17 protein-coding genes are annotated in these 22,240 nt (G+C 71.9%); 10 read left to right on the forward strand and 7 right to left on the reverse strand.

The window, feature by feature from the left end:
• Window positions 1–23: 23 nt before the first annotated feature.
• The gene (locus tag ACF07B_RS31865) at window positions 24–1,670 is read right to left on the reverse strand and encodes an acyl-CoA synthetase (RefSeq protein WP_392181521.1); all 1,647 of its coding nucleotides are present in this window, start codon (window positions 1,668–1,670) and stop codon (window positions 24–26) included.
• Window positions 1,671–1,865: 195 nt separating this feature from the next.
• On the opposite strand from ACF07B_RS31865, the gene ACF07B_RS31870 reads away from it, so the two are divergent.
• The 7 genes from ACF07B_RS31870 (at window position 1,866) to ACF07B_RS31900 (ending at window position 9,973) form a co-directional block, all read left to right on the forward strand.
• On the forward strand, window positions 1,866–2,666 hold the full coding sequence (locus tag ACF07B_RS31870) for a crotonase/enoyl-CoA hydratase family protein (RefSeq protein WP_369480155.1): 801 nt from the start codon (window positions 1,866–1,868) through the stop codon (window positions 2,664–2,666).
• Between the two features lie 78 nt (window positions 2,667–2,744).
• The gene (locus tag ACF07B_RS31875) at window positions 2,745–3,698 is read left to right on the forward strand and encodes a Zn-ribbon domain-containing OB-fold protein (RefSeq protein ID WP_392181522.1); all 954 of its coding nucleotides are present in this window, start codon (window positions 2,745–2,747) and stop codon (window positions 3,696–3,698) included.
• Complete coding sequence (locus ACF07B_RS31880; protein WP_384235831.1) at window positions 3,699–4,754, forward strand: thiolase domain-containing protein; 1,056 nt, start codon at window positions 3,699–3,701, stop codon at window positions 4,752–4,754.
• Window positions 4,751–5,917: a thiolase domain-containing protein gene (locus tag ACF07B_RS31885; RefSeq protein WP_369480158.1), complete on the forward strand. Its 1,167-nt coding sequence runs from the start codon at window positions 4,751–4,753 to the stop codon at window positions 5,915–5,917. The genes ACF07B_RS31880 and ACF07B_RS31885 overlap by 4 nt, the downstream gene beginning before the upstream one ends.
• An 83-nt stretch (window positions 5,918–6,000) precedes the next feature.
• A complete protein-coding gene (locus ACF07B_RS31890; protein WP_081222806.1) occupies window positions 6,001–6,243 on the forward strand; it encodes a DUF397 domain-containing protein in 243 nt (80 codons plus the stop codon).
• Between the two features lie 236 nt (window positions 6,244–6,479).
• Window positions 6,480–9,371 (forward strand): ATP-binding protein, encoded by a 2,892-nt coding sequence (locus ACF07B_RS31895; protein ID WP_392181523.1) that lies wholly within the window; start codon window positions 6,480–6,482, stop codon window positions 9,369–9,371.
• 104 nt (window positions 9,372–9,475) lie between these two features.
• The gene (locus tag ACF07B_RS31900; protein ID WP_369480160.1) at window positions 9,476–9,973 is read left to right on the forward strand and encodes a hypothetical protein; all 498 of its coding nucleotides are present in this window, start codon (window positions 9,476–9,478) and stop codon (window positions 9,971–9,973) included.
• A gap of 34 nt (window positions 9,974–10,007) precedes the next feature.
• Here the strand turns inward: ACF07B_RS31900 and ACF07B_RS31905 are convergent, their stop codons facing one another.
• The 3 genes from ACF07B_RS31905 to ACF07B_RS31915 all read right to left on the reverse strand — a co-directional run bounded on the left by ACF07B_RS31905 (window position 10,008) and on the right by ACF07B_RS31915 (window position 15,907).
• The gene (locus ACF07B_RS31905) at window positions 10,008–12,326 is read right to left on the reverse strand and encodes a PAS domain S-box protein (protein WP_392181524.1); all 2,319 of its coding nucleotides are present in this window, start codon (window positions 12,324–12,326) and stop codon (window positions 10,008–10,010) included.
• A gap of 207 nt (window positions 12,327–12,533) precedes the next feature.
• Complete coding sequence (locus ACF07B_RS31910; protein WP_392181525.1) at window positions 12,534–14,504, reverse strand: N-acetylmuramoyl-L-alanine amidase; 1,971 nt, start codon at window positions 14,502–14,504, stop codon at window positions 12,534–12,536.
• A gap of 263 nt (window positions 14,505–14,767) precedes the next feature.
• A complete protein-coding gene (locus tag ACF07B_RS31915) occupies window positions 14,768–15,907 on the reverse strand; it encodes an aminoglycoside phosphotransferase family protein (RefSeq protein WP_362394122.1) in 1,140 nt (379 codons plus the stop codon).
• Here ACF07B_RS31915 and ACF07B_RS31920 point away from each other — a divergent pair.
• Together ACF07B_RS31920 and ACF07B_RS31925 are read left to right on the forward strand one after the other, a co-directional pair.
• Window positions 15,906–16,079, forward strand: coding sequence for a hypothetical protein (locus tag ACF07B_RS31920; protein WP_158997174.1), 174 nt, complete (start codon window positions 15,906–15,908; stop codon window positions 16,077–16,079). The two genes, ACF07B_RS31915 and ACF07B_RS31920, sit on opposite strands and share 2 nt — an antisense overlap.
• Window positions 16,080–16,138: 59 nt before the next feature.
• Window positions 16,139–17,641 carry a hypothetical protein gene (locus ACF07B_RS31925; protein ID WP_328664853.1) on the forward strand — a complete coding sequence of 501 codons (1,503 nt, stop codon included), beginning with the start codon at window positions 16,139–16,141 and terminating at the stop codon, window positions 17,639–17,641.
• Window positions 17,642–17,839: 198 nt separating this feature from the next.
• On the opposite strand, the gene ACF07B_RS31930 is transcribed toward ACF07B_RS31925, so the two are convergent.
• Both ACF07B_RS31930 and ACF07B_RS31935 read right to left on the reverse strand, forming a co-directional pair.
• Entirely contained in the window at window positions 17,840–19,306 is a 1,467-nt protein-coding gene (locus ACF07B_RS31930) for a PP2C family protein-serine/threonine phosphatase (RefSeq protein ID WP_392181526.1), read from the reverse strand.
• Between the two features lie 282 nt (window positions 19,307–19,588).
• Window positions 19,589–20,269: a TetR/AcrR family transcriptional regulator gene (locus tag ACF07B_RS31935; protein WP_392181527.1), complete on the reverse strand. Its 681-nt coding sequence runs from the start codon at window positions 20,267–20,269 to the stop codon at window positions 19,589–19,591.
• Window positions 20,270–20,391: 122 nt separating this feature from the next.
• On the opposite strand from ACF07B_RS31935, the gene ACF07B_RS31940 reads away from it, so the two are divergent.
• The gene (locus ACF07B_RS31940; RefSeq protein WP_392181528.1) at window positions 20,392–21,048 is read left to right on the forward strand and encodes a hypothetical protein; all 657 of its coding nucleotides are present in this window, start codon (window positions 20,392–20,394) and stop codon (window positions 21,046–21,048) included.
• A gap of 77 nt (window positions 21,049–21,125) precedes the next feature.
• Here the strand turns inward: ACF07B_RS31940 and ACF07B_RS31945 are convergent, their stop codons facing one another.
• The gene (locus tag ACF07B_RS31945) at window positions 21,126–22,139 is read right to left on the reverse strand and encodes a Gfo/Idh/MocA family protein (protein ID WP_392181529.1); all 1,014 of its coding nucleotides are present in this window, start codon (window positions 22,137–22,139) and stop codon (window positions 21,126–21,128) included.
• Between the last annotated feature and the right edge of the window lie 101 nt (window positions 22,140–22,240).

Here is a 22,240-nt window from a genome sequence, read left to right on the forward strand (position 1 = left end):
GATCACCCGGATGACACCGGCGGCTACCGGTCCGCGGTCACCGCCACCTCCCGGGCCCACCGGTAGTCGGCCTTGCCGCTCGGTGAACGCTGGATGGAGTGCGTGATCACCAGCTGGCGCGGAACCTTGTACCCGGCCAGCCGGGCGCGGCAGTGCGTCTGGATGTCGTCGAGCGACGGCCGGGGCGCGCCCACGCGGAGCTGGACGACGGCCGCCACGTGACTGCCCCACTTCGCGTCCGGCACCCCGGCGACCAGGGCGTCGTACACGTCGGGATGCGATTTCAGGGCCTGTTCGACCTCCTCGGGATACACTTTCTCGCCGCCGGTGTTGATGCACTGGGAGCCGCGGCCGAGGACGATGACGATGCCCTCCTCGTCGACCGTGGCCATGTCGCCGAGGAGCACCCAGCGCTCGTCGCCCTTGCGGAAGAACGTCTCGGCGGTCTTCTTCGGGTCGTTGTAGTAGCCGAGGGGTACATGACCGCGCTGCGCGACCCGCCCCGGCTCACCGGCCGCGACCGGCTCGTACGTCACCGGATCCACCACCTGCGTACGGGCGTTGACGCGGATCCGGAATCCGCGCTCGGGTCCGGAGTCGGCCGTCGCGGTGCCGTTGAAGCCGGACTCCGAGGAGCCGAAGTTGTTCAGCAGCATCACGTTCGGGACGAGTGCCTGGAACTGTTCCCGCACGGTGTCCGACATGATCGCCCCGGACGAGGACACGCTGAACAGGGCGGAGCAGTCCGTGCCCTTCAGGGGGCCGTTCAGCGCGTCGATCAAGGGCCGCAGCATCGCGTCGCCGACCAGCGACACACTGGTCACCTTCTCCTTCTCGATCGTGCGCAGGACGTCCTCGGGGGCGAACTTGCGGTGGAGCACGATCCGTTGCCCGAAGTTGAAGGCGATGAACGCGGTGAGCGTGGAGGTGCCGTGCATCAGCGGGGGAGTGGGGAAGAAGGTGATCCCGGCACCGCCGGCCGCGACGCGCTCGGCGAGCTCCTGCGGCTTGGTCACCGGATCGCCGGTCGGCGCGCCACCGCCGAGCCCGGCGAAGAAGAGGTCCTCCTGCCGCCACATCACGCCCTTGGGCATCCCCGTCGTGCCGCCGGTGTAGATGATGAACTGGTCGTCCGCGGAACGCGGGGCGAATCCGCGCAGGGGTGATCCGGCGGCCTCGGCGTCACCGAAGTCCACGGCGTCCACCGCGCCTTCGGAGCCCGCCGGGCCCTCCGCGCCCGCTCCGGGTGTGGCGGCGCCCACCCGGACCAGATGCCGCAGCCGCGGTGCCCGTGGACGTGCCGCGGCCACCCGGTCGCTGAACTCCGCGTCGAAGACCAGGGCCACCAGGTCGGCGTCCTGGTAGAGGTAGGCCAACTCCTCTTCCACGTAGCGGTAGTTGACGTTGACCGGGACGATGCGCGCCTTCAGGCAGGCCAGCACCGTCTGGAGGTACTCGACGCCGTTGTACAGGTGCAGGCCGAGGTGTTCGCCGGGGCGGATCCCGCTGTCGATCAGATGGTGCGCGACACGGTTCGCGGCCGCGTCCAGCTCCGCGTACGTCAGACGGCGCTCGGCGCCCGTGCCCGGGTGGTCGATGTAGACCAGCGCCTCACGGTCCGGGACCACGTCGACGACCGACTCGAACAGGTCGGCAAGGTTGTACTCCACCGCTCCTCCTGACCGTGCACGTCCGTGGCCCAGTGCCCCGGGGCGTGTCCGCCCCGGACCCGACGGTCATCTCAGCAAAGCCCGACCCAAGTGGGAAGGGTCCCGGCAGAAGAAATCTGACTGTCTGTCAGAAAACCCTTGTACTGGCTCGACGCCTCCTGCAACCTGTTCTCGCATCCGAGACGGGAGGACGCCATGGGTGGGACGGAACACCTCACCGTGCGGCGTGAAGGCGCCACACTGGTGCTCACGCTCAACAGGCCCGAGGCCAGGAACGCGCTCTCGCTGCCGATGCTGGTCGGCCTGTACGACGGCTGGGTCGAGGCCGACGAGGACGACGCGATCCGCTCGATCGTGCTCACCGGCGCCGGTGGTGCCTTCTGCGCCGGCATGGATCTCAAGGCCCTGGCAGGCCGGGGCATGGAGGGCGAGCAGTACCGGGACCGGCTCAAGGCCGACCCCGATCTGCACTGGAAGGCCATGCTGCGCCACCACCGCCCGCGAAAGCCGGTGATCGCCGCCGTCGAGGGGTACTGCGTCGCGGGCGGCACCGAGATCCTCCAGGGCACCGACATCCGCGTCGCCGGAGCCTCCGCGACCTTCGGGCTCTTCGAGGTCAGGCGCGGACTCTTCCCGATCGGCGGCTCGACGGTGCGGCTGCAACGCCAGATCCCGCGCACCCACGCCCTCGAAATGCTCCTCACGGGACGCCCGTACACCGCTCAGGAGGCCGCGGGCATCGGGCTGATCGGTCATGTGGTGCCCGACGGGACGGCGCTGGAGAAGGCCCTCGCCGTCGCCGATCAGATCAACGCCTGCGGCCCGCTCGCGGTGGAGGCCGTCAAGGCGTCCGTGTACGAGACCGCCGAGCTGACCGAGACCGACGGCCTCGCCGCCGAACTGCGGCGCGGCTGGCCGGTCTTCGACACCGCCGACGCCAAGGAAGGCTCCCGGGCCTTCGCCGAGAAGCGCCCGCCCGTCTACCGGCGCGCCTGACCCGCAAGCCCGGCCCCGGACGCGACCGGTCCGCCCCGCGGACACGGCACGGCCGGCCGTTGGAAGGAGAGATCCGGGATGCCCGAAGTCCTCAAAGCCCCCCTCGTCGTCGAGTTCCCCTTCACCCGCTCGCTCGGCCCCGTGCAGAGCGCCTTCCTCACGGGCCTGCGCGAACAGGTCGTCCTCGGCGTGCGGACCGCCGACGGACGCACCCTCGTCCCGCCGGTCGAGTACGACCCCGTCACCGCCGAGGAGATACACGACCTCGTCGAGGTCGCCCCCACCGGCACCGTCACCACCTGGGCCTGGAACCACGAACCCCGCCGCGGCCAGCCCCTCACCACCCCCTTCGCCTGGGTCCTGGTCAGGCTCGACGGCGCCGACACCGGCCTGCTGCACGCCCTCGACGCCCCCGGCCCCGACGCCGTGCGCACCGGGATGCGCGTCCGCGTCCGCTGGGCCCCCGAACGCTCCGGCGCGATCACCGACATCGCCTGCTTCGAGCCCCACGACGGCGCCCCGGACGAACCAGCGGGCGAACCCGCGGGCCACGACGGCCGGTTCGCGGACATGGTCACCGGAATCGTCGCCCCCGCACGGCTCGACTACGTCTACTCGCCTGGCCGCGCCCAGGCCGCCTACATCGCGGGCCTCGCCGAACGGCGGACCCTCGGCGAACGCTGCCCCTCCTGCCACAAGGTCTACGTCCCGCCCAAGGGGGCCTGTCCCACCTGCGGGGTGGCCACCTCCGAACAGGTCGAGGTCGGCCCGCGCGGCACCGTCACCACGTACTGCATCGTCAACATCAAGGCGAAGAACCTCGACATCGAAGTCCCGTACGTATACGCGCACATCGCCCTCGACGGCGCCGGCCTCGCGCTGCACGGCCGGATCGGCGGCATCCCCTACGACGAGGTCCGGATGGGCCTGCGCGTCGAGCCCGTGTGGTCCGAGGACGGCCGCCATCCCGACCACTACCGGCCCACCGGAGAACCGGACGCGGAATACGAGACGTACAAGGAGATGCTGTAGATGGGGACCGCCAGGGACATCGCCGTCGTCGCCTTCGCGCAGAGCGACCACCGGCGCACCACCGACGAGGTCTCCGAGGTGGAGATGCTCCTCCCGGTCCTGCACGAGGTCCTCGACCGGACGGGCCTGCGGGCCGGTGACATCGACTTCACCTGCTCCGGCTCCACCGACTATCTCGCGGGCCGCGCCTTCTCCTTCACCATGGCGCTCGACGGCGTGGGCGCCTGGCCGCCGATCTCCGAGTCGCACGTCGAGATGGACGGGGCCTGGGCGCTGTACGAGGCGTGGACCAAACTGCTGACCGGCGACGCCGACACCGCGCTCGTCTACTCCTACGGCAAGTCCTCGCCCGGCTCCGTACGCGACGTCCTGACACGCCAGCTGGACCCGTACTACGTGGCCCCGCTCTGGCCCGACTCGGTCGCCCTCGCCGCACTCCAGGCACAGGCGCTCATCGACGCCGGTGAGACCGACGAACCCGGACTCGCCGCGGTCGCCGCCCGCAACCGCGCCGCGGCGGACACCAACACCCATGCGCAGCTGAGGGGTTCGGTGCCGCACGGCGACTACCTCGTACGCCCCCTGCGCACCGGCGACTGCCCGCCCATCGGCGACGGCGCCGCGGCCGTGATCCTCGCGGCCGGGGACCGGGCCCGTGAACTGTGCGAGCGGCCCGCCTGGATCCGGGGCATCGACCACCGCATCGAGGCGCACTCCCTCGGCGTGCGCGACCTGACCGACTCCCCGTCCGCCCGGCTCGCCGCCGAACGGGCGGGGGCCTTCGAACGACCTGTCGACACGGCCGAGTTGCACGCCCCCTTCTCCTCCCAGGAAGTCGTCCTGCGCAAAGCGCTGCGGCTCGGCGACAGCGTGCGCGTCAACCCGTCGGGAGGCGCCCTCGCGGCCAACCCGATCATGGCGGCAGGGCTCATCCGCATCGGCGAGGCCGCCGCACGCGTCCACCGCGGGGAGTCCGACCGGGCGCTCGCCCACGCCACTTCCGGCCCCTGCCTCCAACAGAACCTGGTCGCCGTACTCGAAGGGGACGCCCGATGAGCAAGGAGCCCGTGGCCGTCGTAGGGATCGGCCAGACCAAGCACGTGGCGGCACGCCGGGACGTGTCCATCGCCGGACTCGTCCGGGAGGCCGCCCAGCGCGCGCTGGCCGACGCCGAGTTGACCTGGGCCGACATCGACGCCGTCGTCATCGGCAAGGCGCCCGACTTCTTCGAGGGCGTCATGATGCCCGAGCTGTACCTGGCCGACGCGCTCGGAGCGACCGGAAAGCCCATGCTCCGGGTGCACACGGCGGGCTCCGTCGGCGGATCGACGGCCCTCGTCGCCACCAACCTCGTCGCCGGCCGCGTCCACGGAACGGTCCTGACCCTCGCCTACGAAAAACAGTCCGAATCCAACGCGATGTGGGGCCTGTCCCTGCCCATCCCCTTCCAGCAGCCGCTGCTCGCCGGCGCGGGCGGCTTCTTCGCGCCGCACGTACGCGCCTACATGCGGCGTACCGGCGCACCCGACACCGTGGGCTCGCTCGTCGCCTACAAGGACCGCCGCAACGCGCTGAAGAACCCGTACGCGCACCTGCACGAGCACGACATCACCCTGGAGAAGGTCCAGGCCTCGCCCATGCTCTGGGACCCGATCCGCTACTCGGAGACCTGCCCCTCCTCCGACGGGGCCTGCGCGATGATCCTCACCGACCGCGCGGGCGCGGCCCGTTCACCGCGCCCGCCCGCCTGGATGCACGGCGGCGCCATGCGCAGCGAGCCGACCCTCTTCGCCGGCAAGGACTTCGTGTCCCCGCAGGCCGGAAAGGACTGCGCGGCCGACGTGTACCGCCAGGCCGGGATCGCGGACCCGCGCCGCGACATCGACGCCGTCGAGATGTACGTCCCGTTCTCCTGGTACGAGCCCATGTGGCTGGAGAACCTCGGCTTCGCCGACGAGGGCGAGGGATGGAAACTCACCGAGGCGGGCGTGACCGAACTGGAGGGCGACCTGCCCGTCAACATGTCGGGCGGCGTCCTCTCCACCAATCCGATCGGAGCCTCCGGCATGATCCGCTTCGCCGAAGCGGCCCTCCAGGTACGCGGCCAGGCCGGAGAGCACCAGGTCGACGGGGCGCGCAGGGTGCTCGGCCACGCCTACGGCGGCGGATCCCAGTTCTTTTCCATGTGGCTGGTCGGCGCCGCGCCGCCCACCTCCTGACACCGTCCCTCTCACATGGCCTGTGCGCGGCACGGACCGATCGCTAGGCTGGCCGCGGACGACGAACCGGGAGGAGCACGGACGTGGCCGAGAGCACCATCGAGCAGCACCCGCTCGCGGGCTGGGACAAGCCGGAGCTGGACCTCAGCAAAGCCGAGTGGCAGTCCAGCAGCCGAGGGCGCGGAGATGTCCAGATCGCCTTCGTCGAGGGCTTCATCGCGATGCGCAACAGTGGCCGCCCCCAGAGCCCTTCCCTGATCTTCACCCCCGCGGAATGGGGGGCGTTCGTATCGGGGGCCCGCGAGGGGGAGTTCGACCTGACCTGAACCGACGACAGCAGGGCCCCGCCCCCCGGCGAGAGGAGGGCGGCGGCCCCGGCCCCGCGCCCGGAAGGCCGCCCGGCGTCCGTTCCTCCGGCGGCCCCGCCGTCGCTCGTGAGGTTCTGACCAGGAGCGTCCGAACGGGCTGCCCCGTGGATGATCGGGGCGTACGCTGAGGTGCCTGGAGGTCACGGTGCGCATCCGCTCCCCGCGTGGACGCGTGATCGTGGCAGGGGGTGATCATGGGGCAACGCAGCCTTCGCAGCCGTCGGACGCTCTTCGAGCGCGAGAGTGAACTCTCGGCCGCAGACGAGGCGTTGATCGACCTCGTCGGTCCGCGCCGGGAACCGGGCGAGCCACCCGGCCGCTCCCGCGGCGCGCTCCTCGCCTTCGCCGGACGCGCCGGGATCGGCAAGACGACCCTCCTCGGCGAGGTCCGCAGGCGCGCCGCGGCCAAGGGGTGCACCGTGCTCAGCGCGCGCGGCGGAGAACAGGAACAGCGCGTCGCCTTCCACGTCGCCCGACAGCTCCTGCAACCGCAGCTCGCCGGATTCTCCGAGGCCGAACTCCGTGCCTCCCTGGGGAGTTGGTACGCCATCGTCGGCCCCGCGCTCGGCCTCTGCGCTCCGTCCGAGGGCGCCCCGCCCGACCAGCAGGGCCTGCGCGCCGGACTCGACTGGGTGCTCACCCACCTCGCCGTACAGCGCGCCCCCATGGTGCTCCTCCTGGACGACGCGCACTGGGCCGACGCCGAATCGCTCAGCTGGCTGGCCGCGTTCGCGCCCCGCGCCGAGCAACTCCCCCTGCTGCTCGTCGTCGCCTACCGCCCCGACGAACTGCCCGAACACGCCGAGGCGTTCAGGGGACTGCCCGGTCGCGCCGGACAGCGCCCCATCGGCCTCGAACCGCTCAGCGCGGCGGCCGTCGCCCGGCTCGTCCGGGAAGACCTCGGCACCCAGGCCGACGACGCGTTCTGCCGCGAGTGCTGGGCCGTCACCGCGGGCAATCCGTTCGAGGCCGTCGAGCTGACCGCCAAGGTCCGTGACCGCGGCCTGACCCCGACCGAGGACGGCGCGCATCTGCTGCGCGACCTCGCCGCCGCCGTCAAGGGCAGCGGCCTGATCGCCCGCCTCGAACGCCTCGGCACCGCGACCGTCCGCTTCGCCTGGGCCTGCGCCGTGCTCGGCACCGAGATCCACCCGACGCTCGCCGCGGCCGTCGCGGGCCTCGGCTCCGAGGAGGCCGCCGACGCCGCGGACGCCCTGCGCACCGCCCGCATCCTGACCGGCGCCGACCCCCTCGAATTCGTCCACCCGCTGATCGCCACCGCCGTCTACCGGGACATCCCCGGAAGCGTCCGCGTCGCCCTGCACGGCCAGGCCGCCTGGTGCGTGATCGACGAGGGCCTCGGCCCGGCCGCCGCCGCCCGCCACCTCATGGAGACCCACCCGGACGGCGACACCTGGATCGTCCAGCAACTGCGCGCCGCCGCCCGCGCGACCCAGCGCGCCGGCGCCCCCGACACCGCCCGCCGCTACCTCGCCCGCGCCCTGCGCGAACCGCCGCCCTTCCAGGACCGCGCCGCCGTCCTGTACGAACTGGGCTGCGCGTCCCTGCTCACCGAGCCGGGAACGACGGTCAACCATCTGCGCGCCGCCCTAGAGGAACCGATCACCGACCCCGAGCTGCGCCACAACATCGTCTACCGCCTCTCCCAGGTGCTCGCCCACAGCGACCGCCTCGCCGAGGCCTCCGAGACCCTCGCCCGCGAGATCCCCGTCACCGGCGACACCCGGGTACGCCTGCGCATGCAGTCCGAGCAGTTCATGTGGGACGCCTTCCGCGCCGACGAACCCGACTCGCCCGCCCGCTCCCGCCGGCTGGCCCGCCTCGCCGACCGGCTCACCGGCCACGACCTCACCGAGCGCTATGTCATCGGGCTCCGCGCCTGGGACGCCACCCTGCGCGGCGAACCCGCCCCCGTCGCCCTGCACCACGCCGAGCGCGCCCTGGCCGGCGGCCTCGGCTGGGCGGAGGCCGACCGCGGCTTCGAGGTCCCGGTCCTGGTCGCCATGACCTTCATGTACGCCGACCGTCCGGGCCGGACCGAGGAACTCTTCGCCACCGGGATCGCCGACTTCGAATCCCAGGGCTGGCACGGCGCCCACCTCTCCTTCGGCTACACGATCCTCGGATACGTCCGCTTCCGCCGCGGCCGTCTCGCCGAGGCCGAGGATTTCGTCCGCGCGGGCCTCAGGCTCGCCGAACGCGTCGGGCCCGGTACGCCCGTCCACTGGTACGCCGTGGGCACCCTCATCCAGGTCCTGCTCGCCCGGGGCCAGGTCGAGGAGGCCGCGCGCACCGGCGAGGCCTACGCCTTCCACGCGCCCTTCTCGGCCGCCGTGACCTTCCCCGACGCCCAGACCGTGTACGGCGAACTCCTGCTCGCCCGCGGCCTCACCAAGGACGCCGCCGACGAGCTCACGTCCGCCGGCCGCCGGCTCGACCGGCGCGGTATGCGCAACCCCGCCTGGTGCCCCTGGCAGCTCCACCTCGCCCGCGCCGAGAGCCACGACGCCCCGGAGCACGCCGTCGCCACGGCACGCGAAGCGGTGAACCGCGCCCGCCAGTACGGCGCCCCCTCCACGATCGGCCAGGCCCTGCGCGTCGCCGCCGAGGTCTCCCCCGGCCCGGAGCGCGTCCAGCTCCTCGAAGAGTCCGTCGGTCATCTGGAGCGTTCCCCGGCCGCCTACGAACTGGCGTGCTCCCTGGTCGCCCTGGGCACCGAGCTGCGCCGTGCCGGCCGCCCCAGGGAAGCCGCCGAACACCTCTACCGCGGCCTCGACGCGGCGGTCCAGTGCGGTGCCGACGGGCTGATCGAGGACGCCCGCGGCGAGCTGGCCTCGGCGGGGCTGCGGCCGCGCCGGCTGCACAGCACCGAGACGGACACCCTCACCGCCCGCGAACGCACCGCCGCCGCGCTCACCGCACGGGACCGGACCCCGGCCCAGATCGCCGATGAACTGCACATCGACGAGCACGCCGTGGCCCGGCTCCTGTCGGCGGTCTACCGCAAGGTCGGCACCGACCGGAGAGGACTGCCGGCGGCACTGGGGGACCAGGCCACCTCCTGACACCGCCGGGCCGTCCTCCGCTCCCCGCACGCGCGAGCGCCCGCGGCCCCCGTACCCACGGCTCCCGTGGGCCCGGTACGCGCCCGTGCACGTACCATTGCGGCATGTCCTTCCTCCGCCGCCGCAGCGCCACGCCCGCCGGGCCCGAGTTCGATGTTCTGGCCATGGATCCGGGCGACTGGCCCGGCAATCTCGGTGCGGGCCTGCTGCCCGCCCCCGACGGCAGCTGCCAGGGCGTCTTCCTGCGCTACGACCTGTTCGGCGGCCGCGGCCCCGCGATGATCATCGGCAATCTGCCCGAGGGCTCCCAGGCCCGGGACGTCGCCGAGAACGAGGTCCCCTTCGAGGTGGCCCAGCTCCTCATCGCGCTGGAGAACCACGAAGAGGTCACCGTCACCGGGACCGAGGACATGCCGGTGATGCAGGGCGACAACCTCCTGATCGTGCGCCGGCTGAAGCTCTCCGAGACCCGTATCTCCTGCGTCCAGTTCGACCGCAGCGACAACGTCCTGGTGACCATCGCCGCCTGGGACCGTCCGATCACGGACGACCTGTACGCGCTCCTGAAGCCGCTCCCGGCGGAACTCTTCCAGCAGGGCTGAGGCCGCCCGAGGCGGCCCAACACCCCGCCCGGCGTCACAGCTTGAGGGTGAACCAGGTGGTCTTGCCCGCGTCGGTGGGACGCACACCCCAGTTGTCGGCGAGCGCGCGGACCAGGATCAGGCCCCGTCCCGACTCCTCGCCCTCGCCGGCCGTCCGGGGCTGCGGCAGATGCGGGCTGCGATCGCTGATCTCCACGGTCAGGTCGGTCGCGGTGCGGCACAGATGCAGACCGATGGGCCCCTGCGCGTGCTGTACGGCGTTGGTGAGGATCTCGGAGAGCAGCAGCCGGGCGTCGTCCGCCGCGGGAGCACAGTCCCAGGCGGTCAGCGCCTTGGTGAGGAACGCGCGGCCCTCCGGGACCGACTCGGGCAGCGCGGGCAGGTCGGTGTTGACGGTGGCCAGGGGCCCCTCGGGCAGCCGGGTGAGCAGCAGGGTGACGTCGTCGTTGTGCCCGTCGGCGTCCGGCAGCAGGGCGTGCAGCACGTGGTCGGCGGCGTCCTCCAGATCGGGCGCGGTGACGAACAGGTCCGCGAGGGTGGCGGTGAGCTCGGAGAGCTGGTCCTCGATGTCGCTGCCGGGCGTCTCGATGAGACCGTCCGTGTACAGCACGAGGGTCGCCCCGGGCGGGATCAGCGACGTCGCCTGTTCGTAGAGGATGTCGCCGACACCGAGGGGCGCGTTCACCGGCGCGGCCAGCGGCCTGGCACCGGCGCCGGGTGTGGCCACCAGCGTCGGCAGATGCCCGGCCGAGCAGACCGTCACCTCGCCCGCGTCGGCGGAGATGACCAGATAGCAGCAGGTCACGAGCTGGTCGGGCACATCCAGGTCCCCGACGACGGCCTCCAGCGCCTGCATCAACTGCCGAGGCTGCATACCGGTCTTGGCCAAGGCGTGCGCGGCCGACCGCAGTTGGCCCATCACGGCGGCGGCCTCCAGACCGCGGCCCATCACATCGCCGATCAGCACCCCGACCCGGCCGGCCCCCAGCGGGATCAGGTCGAACCAGTCCCCGCCCACGCCCGCTCCCTGCGTGGCGGGCCGGTAGCGGCTCGCGGTGGTCAGACCGGGGATCGCGGGCGGGGTTCCCATGAGGCTGCGCTGGAGGGTGAGGGCGATGTGCCGCTGCTGCTCGTACAGGAAGGTCAGCTCCGCCTCGGCCTTCTTGCGGTCGCTGATGTCCCGGACGATCGCGCACGCGCCGATCACCATGCCGTCCGCGTCACGGGTGGGCCACAGCGTGATGTCCACGTCCAGCAGCGCGCCCGAGCGGGTCAGCCGCAGGGTCTCGAAGTGTTCGACCTTCTCACCGCTGCGCAGCCGGTCGAGGAGCAGGTCGATCTCGCTCCGCCGTTCCGTGGTCGCGAGCAGGGACACGTGCTTGCCCATCACCTCGGCACGCGAGTAGCCGTACAGCCGCTGTGCCGCCGCGTTCCAGTAGGTGATGTGACCGTCCAGCGTCTTGGCGAGGATCGCGTCCTGCGAGGACTCCACGAGACCGGCCAGTTCGTTGATCCGCGCCTCGGCGCGCTTGCGGTCGCTGACGTCGCGGACGGCGGCGGAGACGAGGAGCCCGTCGGTGGTCTCCAGCGGGCTGAGACTGATCTCGACGGGGAACTCGGTGCCGTTCTTGCGCAGTCCGTGGAGTTCGAGCCCCGCGCCCATCGGACGGACCTGCCGGTTGTCCGCGTATCCGTTGCGGTGACGGTGGTGGTGGCCGCGGAAGCGGCCGGGCACGAGGAGCTCGACGGGGTGCCCGAGCAGTTCCTCGCGCCGGTAGCCGAAGAGGGCTTCGGTCTGGGCGTTGACGAGTTTGATGGTGCCGGTGTCGTCGACGATGACCATCGCGTCCGGCGCCGCCTCCAGCAGACCCCGAAACCTTTCCTCAGCGGCCTTGCGGTCGCTGACGTCGCGGACGGCGGCGGAGACGAGGAGCCCGTCGGTGGTCTCCAGCGGGCTGAGACTGATCTCGACGGGGAACTCGGTGCCGTCCTTGCGCAGCCCGTGGAGTTCGAGTTCCGCGCCCATCGGACGGACCTGCCGGTTGTCCGCGTATCCGTTGCGGTGCAAGGTGTGATGGGTGCGGAAGCGGCCCGGCACGAGCAGTTCCACGGGGTGGCCCAGAAGCTCGTCGCGGGTGTAGCCGAAGAGGACTTCGGTCTGGGCGTTGACGAGTTTGATGGTGCCGGCGCCGTCGACGATGACCATGGCATCGGGCGCCGCCTCCAGGAGACCTCGAAACCTTTCCTCGGCCCCCGCCGGCGCGTCGTTGCGCGGTTCGCCACCGCACTCGCATCGCCGAGGGACCGCCGCACCGGCCGGCCGCGTTGAAGTCGCTTTGACGAAGTTGCCCATGCCTGCCCCAGGGTGTCCCGTGTTCCGTGAACGGCCCATCAGAGCGCACGGAGAGCAGCCGCGCCGTTACATGTCGTTAACTGGTCCGACCGAGGCCGAACCTGTCCTCGACGGCACTTTCCCTGGTCGGTTGCCGGTGTCATTGTCTTCGGCGATCCGGACGCCGGGCCCGCCCCGCACGGGCCCGGCGCCGAACCGCCGGACGGTCTACGGAACCAGGTCCACGTCCGCCGCCCGCACGAACTCCACCCGGTGCCCGAACTGGATCTCGTAGTACATGTCCGTACCGATCACGACCCGGTGCGGTGTCGTGTCGAAGGTCGGCGCGTAGAAGTACTCGCCGGGCACCTTGTCCCCTGCCGCGTAGCGCTGACCGGCGAGGATCTTGTACGGGAGGGGCGAGACCGCCTGGACGGGCACGCCCGCCGGGTACGCCTCCTTCTCCGGGTACGCCCTGCCGTACACGGGGATCTCCGCCAGGCCCGCCTTGGGGGTCACGGCCGGCCCCGACGCCCGCACCGCGGTCGGCTGCGTGCGCGGGTTCTTGAACCAGGCCTTCTGGCCCAGGTACCAGATCGCCGTCCAGTCGCCGTCCCGTCCGGCGAGCGCGTACCGCTGCCCGGTGGAGACACGTGAGGCGACGTCGTTCACCCCGGTCGTCGAGGCGTCGCCCTTCGGGTACAGGCCGATGTCCTGGACCAGCGGCGCGCTCTCGTCCGGCTGGGAGTACAGGCGTACCTCGCTGGAGCCGTGCGCGGCGCAGGGCTCGCCCTTCGTGACGCAGCCCGTGTACACCGGCTGGTTCGCGTCGAAGTCGGGCAGGACGGTCACCAGGCCGCCGCTCTTGCCGAGCGCGGGGTGGAACGGGTGCCCGAGGAGGGTGAAGTAGTGCTGCCAGTCCCAGTACGGGCCCGGGTCCGTGTGCATCCCCGGGATGGTGGACGTCGTGGGGCCCGGGACGTTGTCGTGCCCGAGAATGTGCTGCCGGTCCAGCGGGATGTCGTACTTCCGGGCGAGGTAGCGCACCAGACGGGCGGAGGCCCGGTACATCTCCTCGGTGTACCAGGTGTCGGGCGCGGTCAGGAAGCCCTCGTGCTCCAGGCCGATCGACTTCGCGTTGATGTACCAGTTGCCCGCGTGCCAGGCCACGTCCTTGGCCTTCACGTGCTGGGCGATGTGCCCGTCGGTCGAGCGCAGGGTGTAGTTCCACGACACATACGTCGGGTCCTGGACGAGGTTCAGGACACCGTCCCAGGTGCCCTCCGTGTCATGGATGACGATGTACTTGATGCTCTGCGCGGTGGGGCGGTCGCCCAGGTCGTGGTTGCCGTAGTCGCCCTCGCCGAACTCCTCGTACGGGGCGGGGATCCATTCGCAGGACACGGTCCTCGGGCACTCGGTGCCGTCGGCGGAGGCCGTCCGCAGTCCCGCACGGCGCAGCTGCGCGGTGTCCGGGCTCAGCCCGGGCCGGGCGGCGAGCGTCACCTGCTGCCCGGCGTCCGTGGTGCGCCGCTCACCGGTGCGCATCACGTCGTACACGTCGTCGGCGTAGGCCGCCGCGGTGCCGCTGTCGTCCGCTCCCGAGAAGCGGGCCACCGCTCCGTACCAGTCGGAGGGGTCGTCGCTCAGGGGCTCGCCGAGGTCCCGCTGGGCGGCGGCCAGGAGCGCCGCCCCGCCCTCGACGTTCGCGGCCGCGTCGGTGCGCAGCCGCCGGGCCGGCAGGCCGGTGAGGTCGGCGGCCTTGGTCAGGGTGGTGAGCCGGGCCGGGAGCCGGGATTCCGCGGGCACCTGGGTGTCCGGCAGGAGGGCGCGGCGCGAACTGTCGCCGCGGGCGTCCTCCGTGCCGTCGCCGTGATGCGGGGCCGAGGCGACCGCCGTCCGGGCGTCGGTCAGATGCATGGGGCCGTAGCCGCCGGTGACGCTCGGAGCGCCGGCGTGCGTGTCCCAGCGGGACTGGAGATAGGAAACGGCGAGCAGCACACTCTGCGGAACGTGGTACTCGCCGGCCGCGGAGGCGAAGGCCTGCTGCAACCGGGTCGTGGGCACGTCCTCGGCAGGGCTCGAAGGGGCGGCGCCGAGCAGCGGCAGCAGCAGCGCCGCCGAGGCGACGGCCCCCGCGGTTCTGCGTGCGCGTCTGTGCCTGGTGGTGCCCTGGGGTTCTGTCGCGGACCAGTGCAATGCAGCCTCCTGGGACGGTGGGGCGCGGTGGGGCGTGCGAGAGCCGAACGCGTCAGTGCTACCCGCTCTCCGACGATCCGTCAATCATGCCCAGGAGAAGACGATTTCCCATGTCAGCGTGGGGTGAGGGGGGTTTCGTGGCGGGGGGCTCCCGGCCTGCGGGGCGTCAGTGGCGTGGACCAATGCTCCGAACGCCGGACGTGCGTGAGGGAGGTCCGCGGTGCGCCGGTGTGTCGGCGTCACAGCGGACCTCCCTCCCCCCTTCAGCGAGTGCCGACCGCCGCGCGTACGGCCCGGCGGGCCAGCTGGCAGTCGTCGTGCAGCCGCCTCAGCAGCAGCCGCTGTTCCTCGCCGGACGGCGCGGCAGCCGGGTGGGCGGGGCCGGCTGCCGTCGGGGCCGCGTCGTGCAGGGAACGCTGCACGGCCATCTCGTACGTACGGATCTCGCGGGTCAGGACGATCATCAGGTTCACCAGGAAGGCGTCCCGGGCCGACGGACCCGCCGACTGCGCGAGCTGGCTGATCTGACGGCGCGCCACGGGAGCGTCGCCGAGGACCGCCCACAGCGTCGCCAGGTCGTAGCCCGGCAGGTACCAGCCCGCGTGCTCCCAGTCCACCAGCACTGGACCGGCCGGTGAGAGGAGCATGTTGGACAGGAGGGCGTCGCCGTGGCAGAACTGACCCATGCCCTGCCGGCCGGAGGACGTCGCGATGCCGTGCACCAGTTTCTGGAGGTCACCCATGTCCCGGTCGGTGAGCAGGCCCAGCTCGTGGAAGCGGGAGATCCGTTCCGCGTAGTCCAGCGGGGCGTTGAAGGTCCCGGCCGGCGGACGCCAGGCGTTCAGCCGGCAGATCGCGCTCAGCGCGGCACGGATGTCCGCGCGGGGCGGGGCCTCGATCGGATGGCGCTGGAGCGCGGCCACCCGGCCCGGCATGCGCTCGATGACCAGGGTGCAGTTGTCCGGATCCGCCGCGATCAGCCGGGGCACCCGCACAGGCGGGCGATGCCGGACGAACAGACGGTATGCAGCTATTTCGTGCCGGATCCGCTCGGCCCAGACGGGGGAGTGGTCCAGTAAGCACTTGGCGACGGCCGTACTGCGTCCCGTCGTGCCGACGAGGAGCACGGAGCGTCCGCTGCGGCGCAGCACCTGGACCGGAGCGAACTCCGGACAGATCCGGTGCACCGACGCGATCGCCGTGCGCAGCTGGGCGCCCTGAGGGCCGGACAAGTCGAGTCTCCCGCTGAGCGGTTGGGTGCCGAGCCCCGGCACGCGCCGCGTCCGGCCGGCACCGAGCACGGGGGCCGCCTGACGAGCGGGGTCGAGGTAAGGGCCGCTGCCCACCGGGCGGGAGTGCAACGACCGGGGCGGAGCGGACACGGAGGACGATGCTGTGTACATGGGCGAAACAGATCCCTTCGTGTGCCTGCAAGTTGCCGCGCTGCCCGCCCCGGCCGCCTGGTTCATCCTGGGGAATGTCCCTGGCAACCGGGTCGGGGTGGCGCGTTCCTACCTGACACCCGACGTCCACTGGCACACCATCTGGCGCACCCTGGCGAACCCTGGCGAATAGTCGCTCAGCAACTGACAGGCGGTTACTGTCGAAATCAGCCGAGAACCTGGGGGCTTGACGTGAACGGACAACCCAACACTCGTCTGTCGGACCTGTTCGGCCTGGCCGGCTGGTCCAAGGGTGAACTCGCGAGGCTGGTCAACCGGCAGGCGGCGGCCATGGGCCACCCCCAGCTGGCGACCGACACCTCGCGGGTGCGGCGGTGGATCGACATGGGAGAGATCCCGCGCGATCCGGTGCCGCGAGTGCTGGCGGCTCTGTTCACCGAGCGTCTCGGCCGTGTCGTGACCATCGAGGACCTCGGTCTGGTCCGGCACGGGCGCGCGGGGAAACGGCAAGGCGCCGCCGGGAGTGCGGAACATCCCGACGGAGTGCCGTGGGCGCCCGACCGAACCGCCGCGGTCCTCACCGAATTCACGGGAATGGACCTCATGCTCAACCGACGCGGCTTGGTGGGCGCGGGTGCCGCGCTCGCCGCGGGATCCGCACTCAGCCCTGCCATGCACGACTGGCTCCGCAACGATCCGGCCCTCGCTGCCGACGCTCCGAAGTTCGAAGACCCCCTGCACGCCGACCCCGCCGGGTTCGACCGCTACGAGGCCGCCCCCATCGGGTCGCAGGAGATCGAGGAACTGGAGCGCTCCGTCGAGGTGTTCCGGGCCTGGGACGCGGCCCGCGGTGGCGGGCTGCAACGCAAGGCCGTGGTGGGCCAGCTCAACGAAGTGGGAGGCATGCTCTCCTACCGGCACCCCGACCATCTCCAGCGGCGCCTGTGGGGCGTCGCCGCCAACCTCGCCGTCCTCGCGGGCTGGATGTCGCACGACGTCGGCCTGGAGCCCACGGCTCAGAAGTATTTCGTCATCGCGGCCCACGCGGCCCGCGAGGGCGGCGACCGGCCCCGCGCGGGCGAGGCGCTCTCCCGGGCGGCCCGTCAGATGGTGCACCTGGGCCGGCCCGACGACGCGCTCGACCTCATGAAGCTCGCCAAGTCCGGATCCGGCGACGAGGTGCTGCCGCGCACCCAGGCGATGCTGCACACCATCGAGGCCTGGGCACAGGCGTCCCTGGGCAAGGGGCAGGCCATGCGGCGCACCCTCGGCGTGGCGGAGGACCTGTTCGTCTCCGACCGGGGTGACGTCCCGCCGCCCAGCTGGATGCAGTTGTTCGACGAGGCCGACATGCACGGCATGCAGGCGCTCGCCTACCGCACGCTCGCCGAGCACGAGCCGGCCGCCGCGGCGACCGCGCAGCGTCATGCCAAGGAGGCGCTGAAACTGCGGGAGTCGGGCCGGGACCGGTCGAAGATCTTCGACCACATCTCGCTCGCCTCGGCCTGCTTCATCGCCGACGATCCCGAACAGGCCGACCGCTACGCGCGACTGGCCCTGACGTCGATGGGCGCCAACTCCTCCCATCGCACCTGGGACCGGCTGCGGGAGATGTACCGGCTCACCGGGCAGTACTCCAGCTATCCGAAGATCAGCGATCTGCGTGAGGAGATCAAACTCGCGTTGCCGAAGGGTTCGCTCAAGCCCCGGCGCGGCGACGGCGCGCGAGTCTAGGGCGCCGGCCCCGGGGGCCCGGGTCCTCCAGGTCTCCCGTGCGAGCGGGTGTTCGGCGCCGGTCGCGCCGGGGCGGCTCGGTTGACAACGGCGTCAGCCGCCGTCAGGGGAGCAAGCCCGGTCCCGGTCGTCTCTCCGTCCCGTCCGGTTCCGTCACGTCCGGCTCCGGTGTTCCCGGCGTGCGTGTCGCTCCTCGCGTCAGGATCCGATCCGGGCGATGAGCACGCAGGCGTCGTCCTCGCGCTCGGTCGCGCCGCATTCCTCGACAACCATCCGCATACAGTCCTGGGCCGTACGGGCCTCACCGAAGCGTGGGGCCAGGTCGAGCAGCCTCTGGACGGCCGTCACCGCTCCCTGACGCCCGGATTCGTCCGGGCGAGGGGCGCCCGATCGCCGGGGAACCAGCCCCTCGGTGTGCAGGAGCAGCAGGTCGCCCACGCGGAGGGTTTCCTCGGCCTGCCCGTAGACCGCGCCGGAGGTGGCTCCGAGCAGGACGCCGTCCGGTGCGGCCAGTGCGCGCCCCGTCCCGTCGCGGTACAGCAGCGGGGCGGGGTGTCCTGCCTGCGCCCAGCTCAGGGTGCGGGTCTCGGGGAGGTAGCGGCAGCAGACGGCGCTGCCCAGGGCGGGCTGAACGGTGGCGTCGAGCAACTGATTGAGCCAGGAGAGGAGTTGACCGGGCCGGGTACCCGCCACCGCCATGCCGCGCAGGGCACCGAGCAGCATCGCCATTCCCGACGTCACGCCGACTCCGTGGCCGGTGAGGTCGCCGACAGTCAACAGGGTCTCGCCCTCGGGGAGTTCGAGGGCGTCGTACCAGGTGCCGCCGATCAGCGCGCTCGTCGACGACGGCAGATAGTGGGCCGCCACGTCCAGCGCGCCGGGTCCCTGGCGCGGGAAACGCAGGGAGCCGCGCCAGGGCGGCAGCACGGCCTCCTGGAGTTCCACCGCGAGCCGGTGCTCGGTCTGTGCGACGTGCTGCCGGCGCTGGAGGGACTCCCGGGTCTCGCCCACCGTCCGCTGACTGCGGCGCAGTTCGCTGACATCGCGCAGCACGGCCCACATCGAGGCGGTGCTGCCGCCGGCGTCGAGCACGGGCTCACCCATCATGTGCACGGTCCGCACTCCACCGTCGGGTCGCACGATGCGGAACTCCCCGTCGATGGGTTTGGCGTCGATGAGGCAGTCGGTGACCATCGCCGTCAGCATCGGCCGGTCCTCGTCGAGGACCAGTGAGGGCAGCTCGTCGAGGGTGAGCGGGGGAGCGGCGGCGTCGCGGCCCAGGATCTGGTAGAGCTCGCCGGACCAACTGGCCTCGTCCGTCAGCAGGTTCCACTCGGCGCTGCCGACCCGGCTCAGCAGGGAGCCGTGCGGCGGTGCGTCCGGCGCGGTCCGCGCGGCGGCGGTGGCCTCGGGCGGGTCGGGCAGCTCCGTCGGTCCGTCCCGCAGCTGGGCCAAGTGCGTGTCCAGATCGCTCAGTTGATGCAGCGCCAGGGTGCACAGCGCGCGCTGCCAGCGTCCCTGCGCGTCCTCCTCGTCGGCGGGTGCCTCACGCCGTACGGCGTCCACCTCGCCGCGCAGGCGCCGCGTCTGCGAGATGAGCGCGTCGACCGTGCCGCGCCGGGGCGGCTGGGCGGCGGGGCGGTCCGCAGAGAGATGGGGTGGCATGACGTACTCCGATGCGGGGACGGTACGACCTCGGTGACGGAAGGACCATCACGACTGTTGCACAGCCCGCGACGCACTGTAAGTGGTTTGGCAACACCCGATACGGTCATGCTTCTGGTATATGCCGCAGTCCTCCCGGAGTGGGCGACCGGTCCCGATGAGGTAGTCGCCCTTCGGCGTCAAGTCGTAGACACCGTACGCGACTTGAGGGTCGCGGGCAGCCCCGCGCGAGGCTTTCATTCTGTTGTTCGAGGGGCGTTTGTGCGAGCGTTCGGGGGCCGCTCAGAGCGAGCGCGCGAACTCCGTCACCTCGGCCTCGTAGAGAGAGGACGGATCGATGCCCATCGAGGCGAAGTTGCCCTCGATCTCCAGGGTGACGATGCCGTGCAGGTGAGCCCACAGCAGGGTGGAGCGCGCGGCGACCGCCTCCGTGACGTCCTCGAAGCCGTGCCGCTCCCGCCACTCGGTGAACTGTGCCGCCGCGCCGGGCGTGAGCGGCGGCACCGGCTCGGCCAGGGCGCTCACCGCGTCCAGGAGCACGGCCATGGCCGGCTGCGCGGCCTCGACCAGGCTCGCGGCCTGGGCGTCGTAGCCCTGGAGCGGCGCGCGGAAGAGCAGGCGGTAACGGTGCGGCTCGGCCAGCGCCCACGCTCGGTAGGCGTGAACCAGCCCGGTCAGCCGGGCGGCCGGGTCCGCCGGGCCGGTCTCGGAGGCCCGCGCGAGGGCGGACGCCAGGTCTCCGTAGGCCTCGACGACGAGGTCGGTCAGCAGGCTGTCGCGGTTGGCGAAGTAGCGGTAGAGCGCGGGGCCCGTCATGCCCAGCTGCTTGGCGATCGCGTTGAGCGACAGGGCCTCCGGGCCGCCCTCGGCGAGCTGGCGCAGTGCCGCCGTCTTCACCTCCTGGCGCACCTGCGCGCGGAACCGGTCGCGCGGGCCGGTCCCGCTCCGGGTTTCTGCGGCCACGTCGTCGCCTCCTCGTGTCGGGGTGCGGAAATCAAGTTGGTTAGACCTTATCACGAACGCGATGGCCAGTAACGAACGAAGTCCCGTACACGCGATACGCGGCGCGTTCGGAAAACTGGGGTGTGATCCCCCGTAATACCATCGGCTCTCCCGTCGCCGCCCTGCGGTTCGGCCCGGTCGTCCCGGGCAACAACGGCAGGCCGCCCTACGGGAACGGCAGCCTCGGCTTCGAGGTGGCGGGCAAGTCCGCCGCGGACACCAACGACGCGGAGAAGGCGGACTTCGGCAACGCGGTCGACTTCGTCGGGGAGAATCTGCTGCAGGTCGACCGGGTCGGGTTCCATGTCTTCCAGACCACCGAGAACCTCGGCTACGGCGACCCGAACGACGGCAGCCTCGGCGGGACCAACCTGCCGAGCATCAGGTTCGAGCTCGACCCGAACCTGAGCTCGTCGGTGGACAACTACACCGTCGCCGTGTGGCGGCCCGACCCGGTGCCGGTCGCCTCGCTGAACCGCTGGAGCGGGTACCTCGGCGCCGCCAGGACCGGCAGCTGGTATCTGACGGGCGGTGAGACAGCCTGCAACCAGGCCGCCAGGTGCACCTTCGACGAACTGCAGACCTCGCTCGACGACGGTGGCGACGCGCCGAGCATCCTCACCTTCGGTGTGAGCAAGGGCCGTGACTACGCGTGGGTCGGCGCCGTCGACGGCCTCCGGCTCAACCAGTACGTCTACGACTTCGAGGCCAACGGCGTGAACGCCCGCCGGGTCCGGTAGCGCCGCGGGCGGGCCGGTCCACGGGCCGGCCCGCCCGGGAGCGTCAAGGCCACCGGCCACCGGGCGCCGGTGGCCGGTCAGGCGTAGAGGTCCGGGCGCGGGGCGAGTTCGACGGCCACCCGGCCGCCGCTCTCCAGCGCCCGGACTCCCGCCTCGGCGACGGCGGACGCCGCGTACCCGTCCCAGACCCCGGGTCCGGTGACCCGGCCGGCCCGGGTGGCGTCCACCCAGGCCTGCACCTCACGGTCGTAGGCGTCGGCGAAGCGCACGAGATAGTCCTGCGCCACCTCCTCGTGCCTGCCGCCCGCCGTCGTGACGGCCAGGGAGCGCTCGTCACCGATCCGCGCGCTCCCCGACTCGCACACCGCCTCGCACGCCACCTGGTAGCCGAACCCGCAGTTCACGAAGACCTCGACGTCGACCAGGGCGCCGCCGGCCGTCTCGAACAGGACGAACTGAGGGTCGATCAGCCCCTCGGGCGCGGTCGCGGACGAGCGGGGGCGCAGCACGGTCACCGCCGTGAGCTCCTGCCCCAGCAGCCAGCGCGCCGCGTCGATCTCGTGCGAGACCGAACTGTTGACCAGCATCGCCGAGGTGAACCCGGGCGGCGAGGACACGTTGCGGTGGGTGCAGTGCAGCATGAGCGGGCGGCCCAGCCGGCCGCTGTCCAGCAGGGACTTGAGGCGCCGGTACTCGGCGTCGTACCGGCGCATGAACCCGACCTGCGCCAGCCGCCGCCCGAGTCGTACCTCCGCCTCCATCACCCGCAGCGCCCCGGCCGACTCCGGCACCAGCGGCTTCTCGCACAGCACGGGAAGACCCCGGGCGAACGCCGCGAGCAGGGCCTCCTCGTGCGCGGGGCCGGGGGAGGAGACCAGTACGGCGTTCACCCCGGGCGCGTCGAGCGCGGCAGCCGCCTCGGCGTGGACCGACACGCCGTCGATGCCTGCCACCGCCTCCTCGGCGCGACCGGTGTCGGGATCCGCCACGGCGGCGACTCTGGCACCGCTCACCACCTGATCCAAGCGGCGTACATGGTCGGCTCCCATGTGGCCGGCACCCAGTACCGCCACACCCAACAGCTCACTCACGCGGTGCGCACCTCTCCGACGACTGTCCGGGCCGTTCCGTCCCGGTGATCCGATTGTCGGCCTCGAAGATCGATGACGCAGCACCCTGGCGTCGGCCTTTA

The sequence above is a fragment of the Streptomyces sp. NPDC015532 genome, from assembly GCF_043078065.1.
GTDB lineage: Bacteria > Actinomycetota > Actinomycetes > Streptomycetales > Streptomycetaceae > Streptomyces.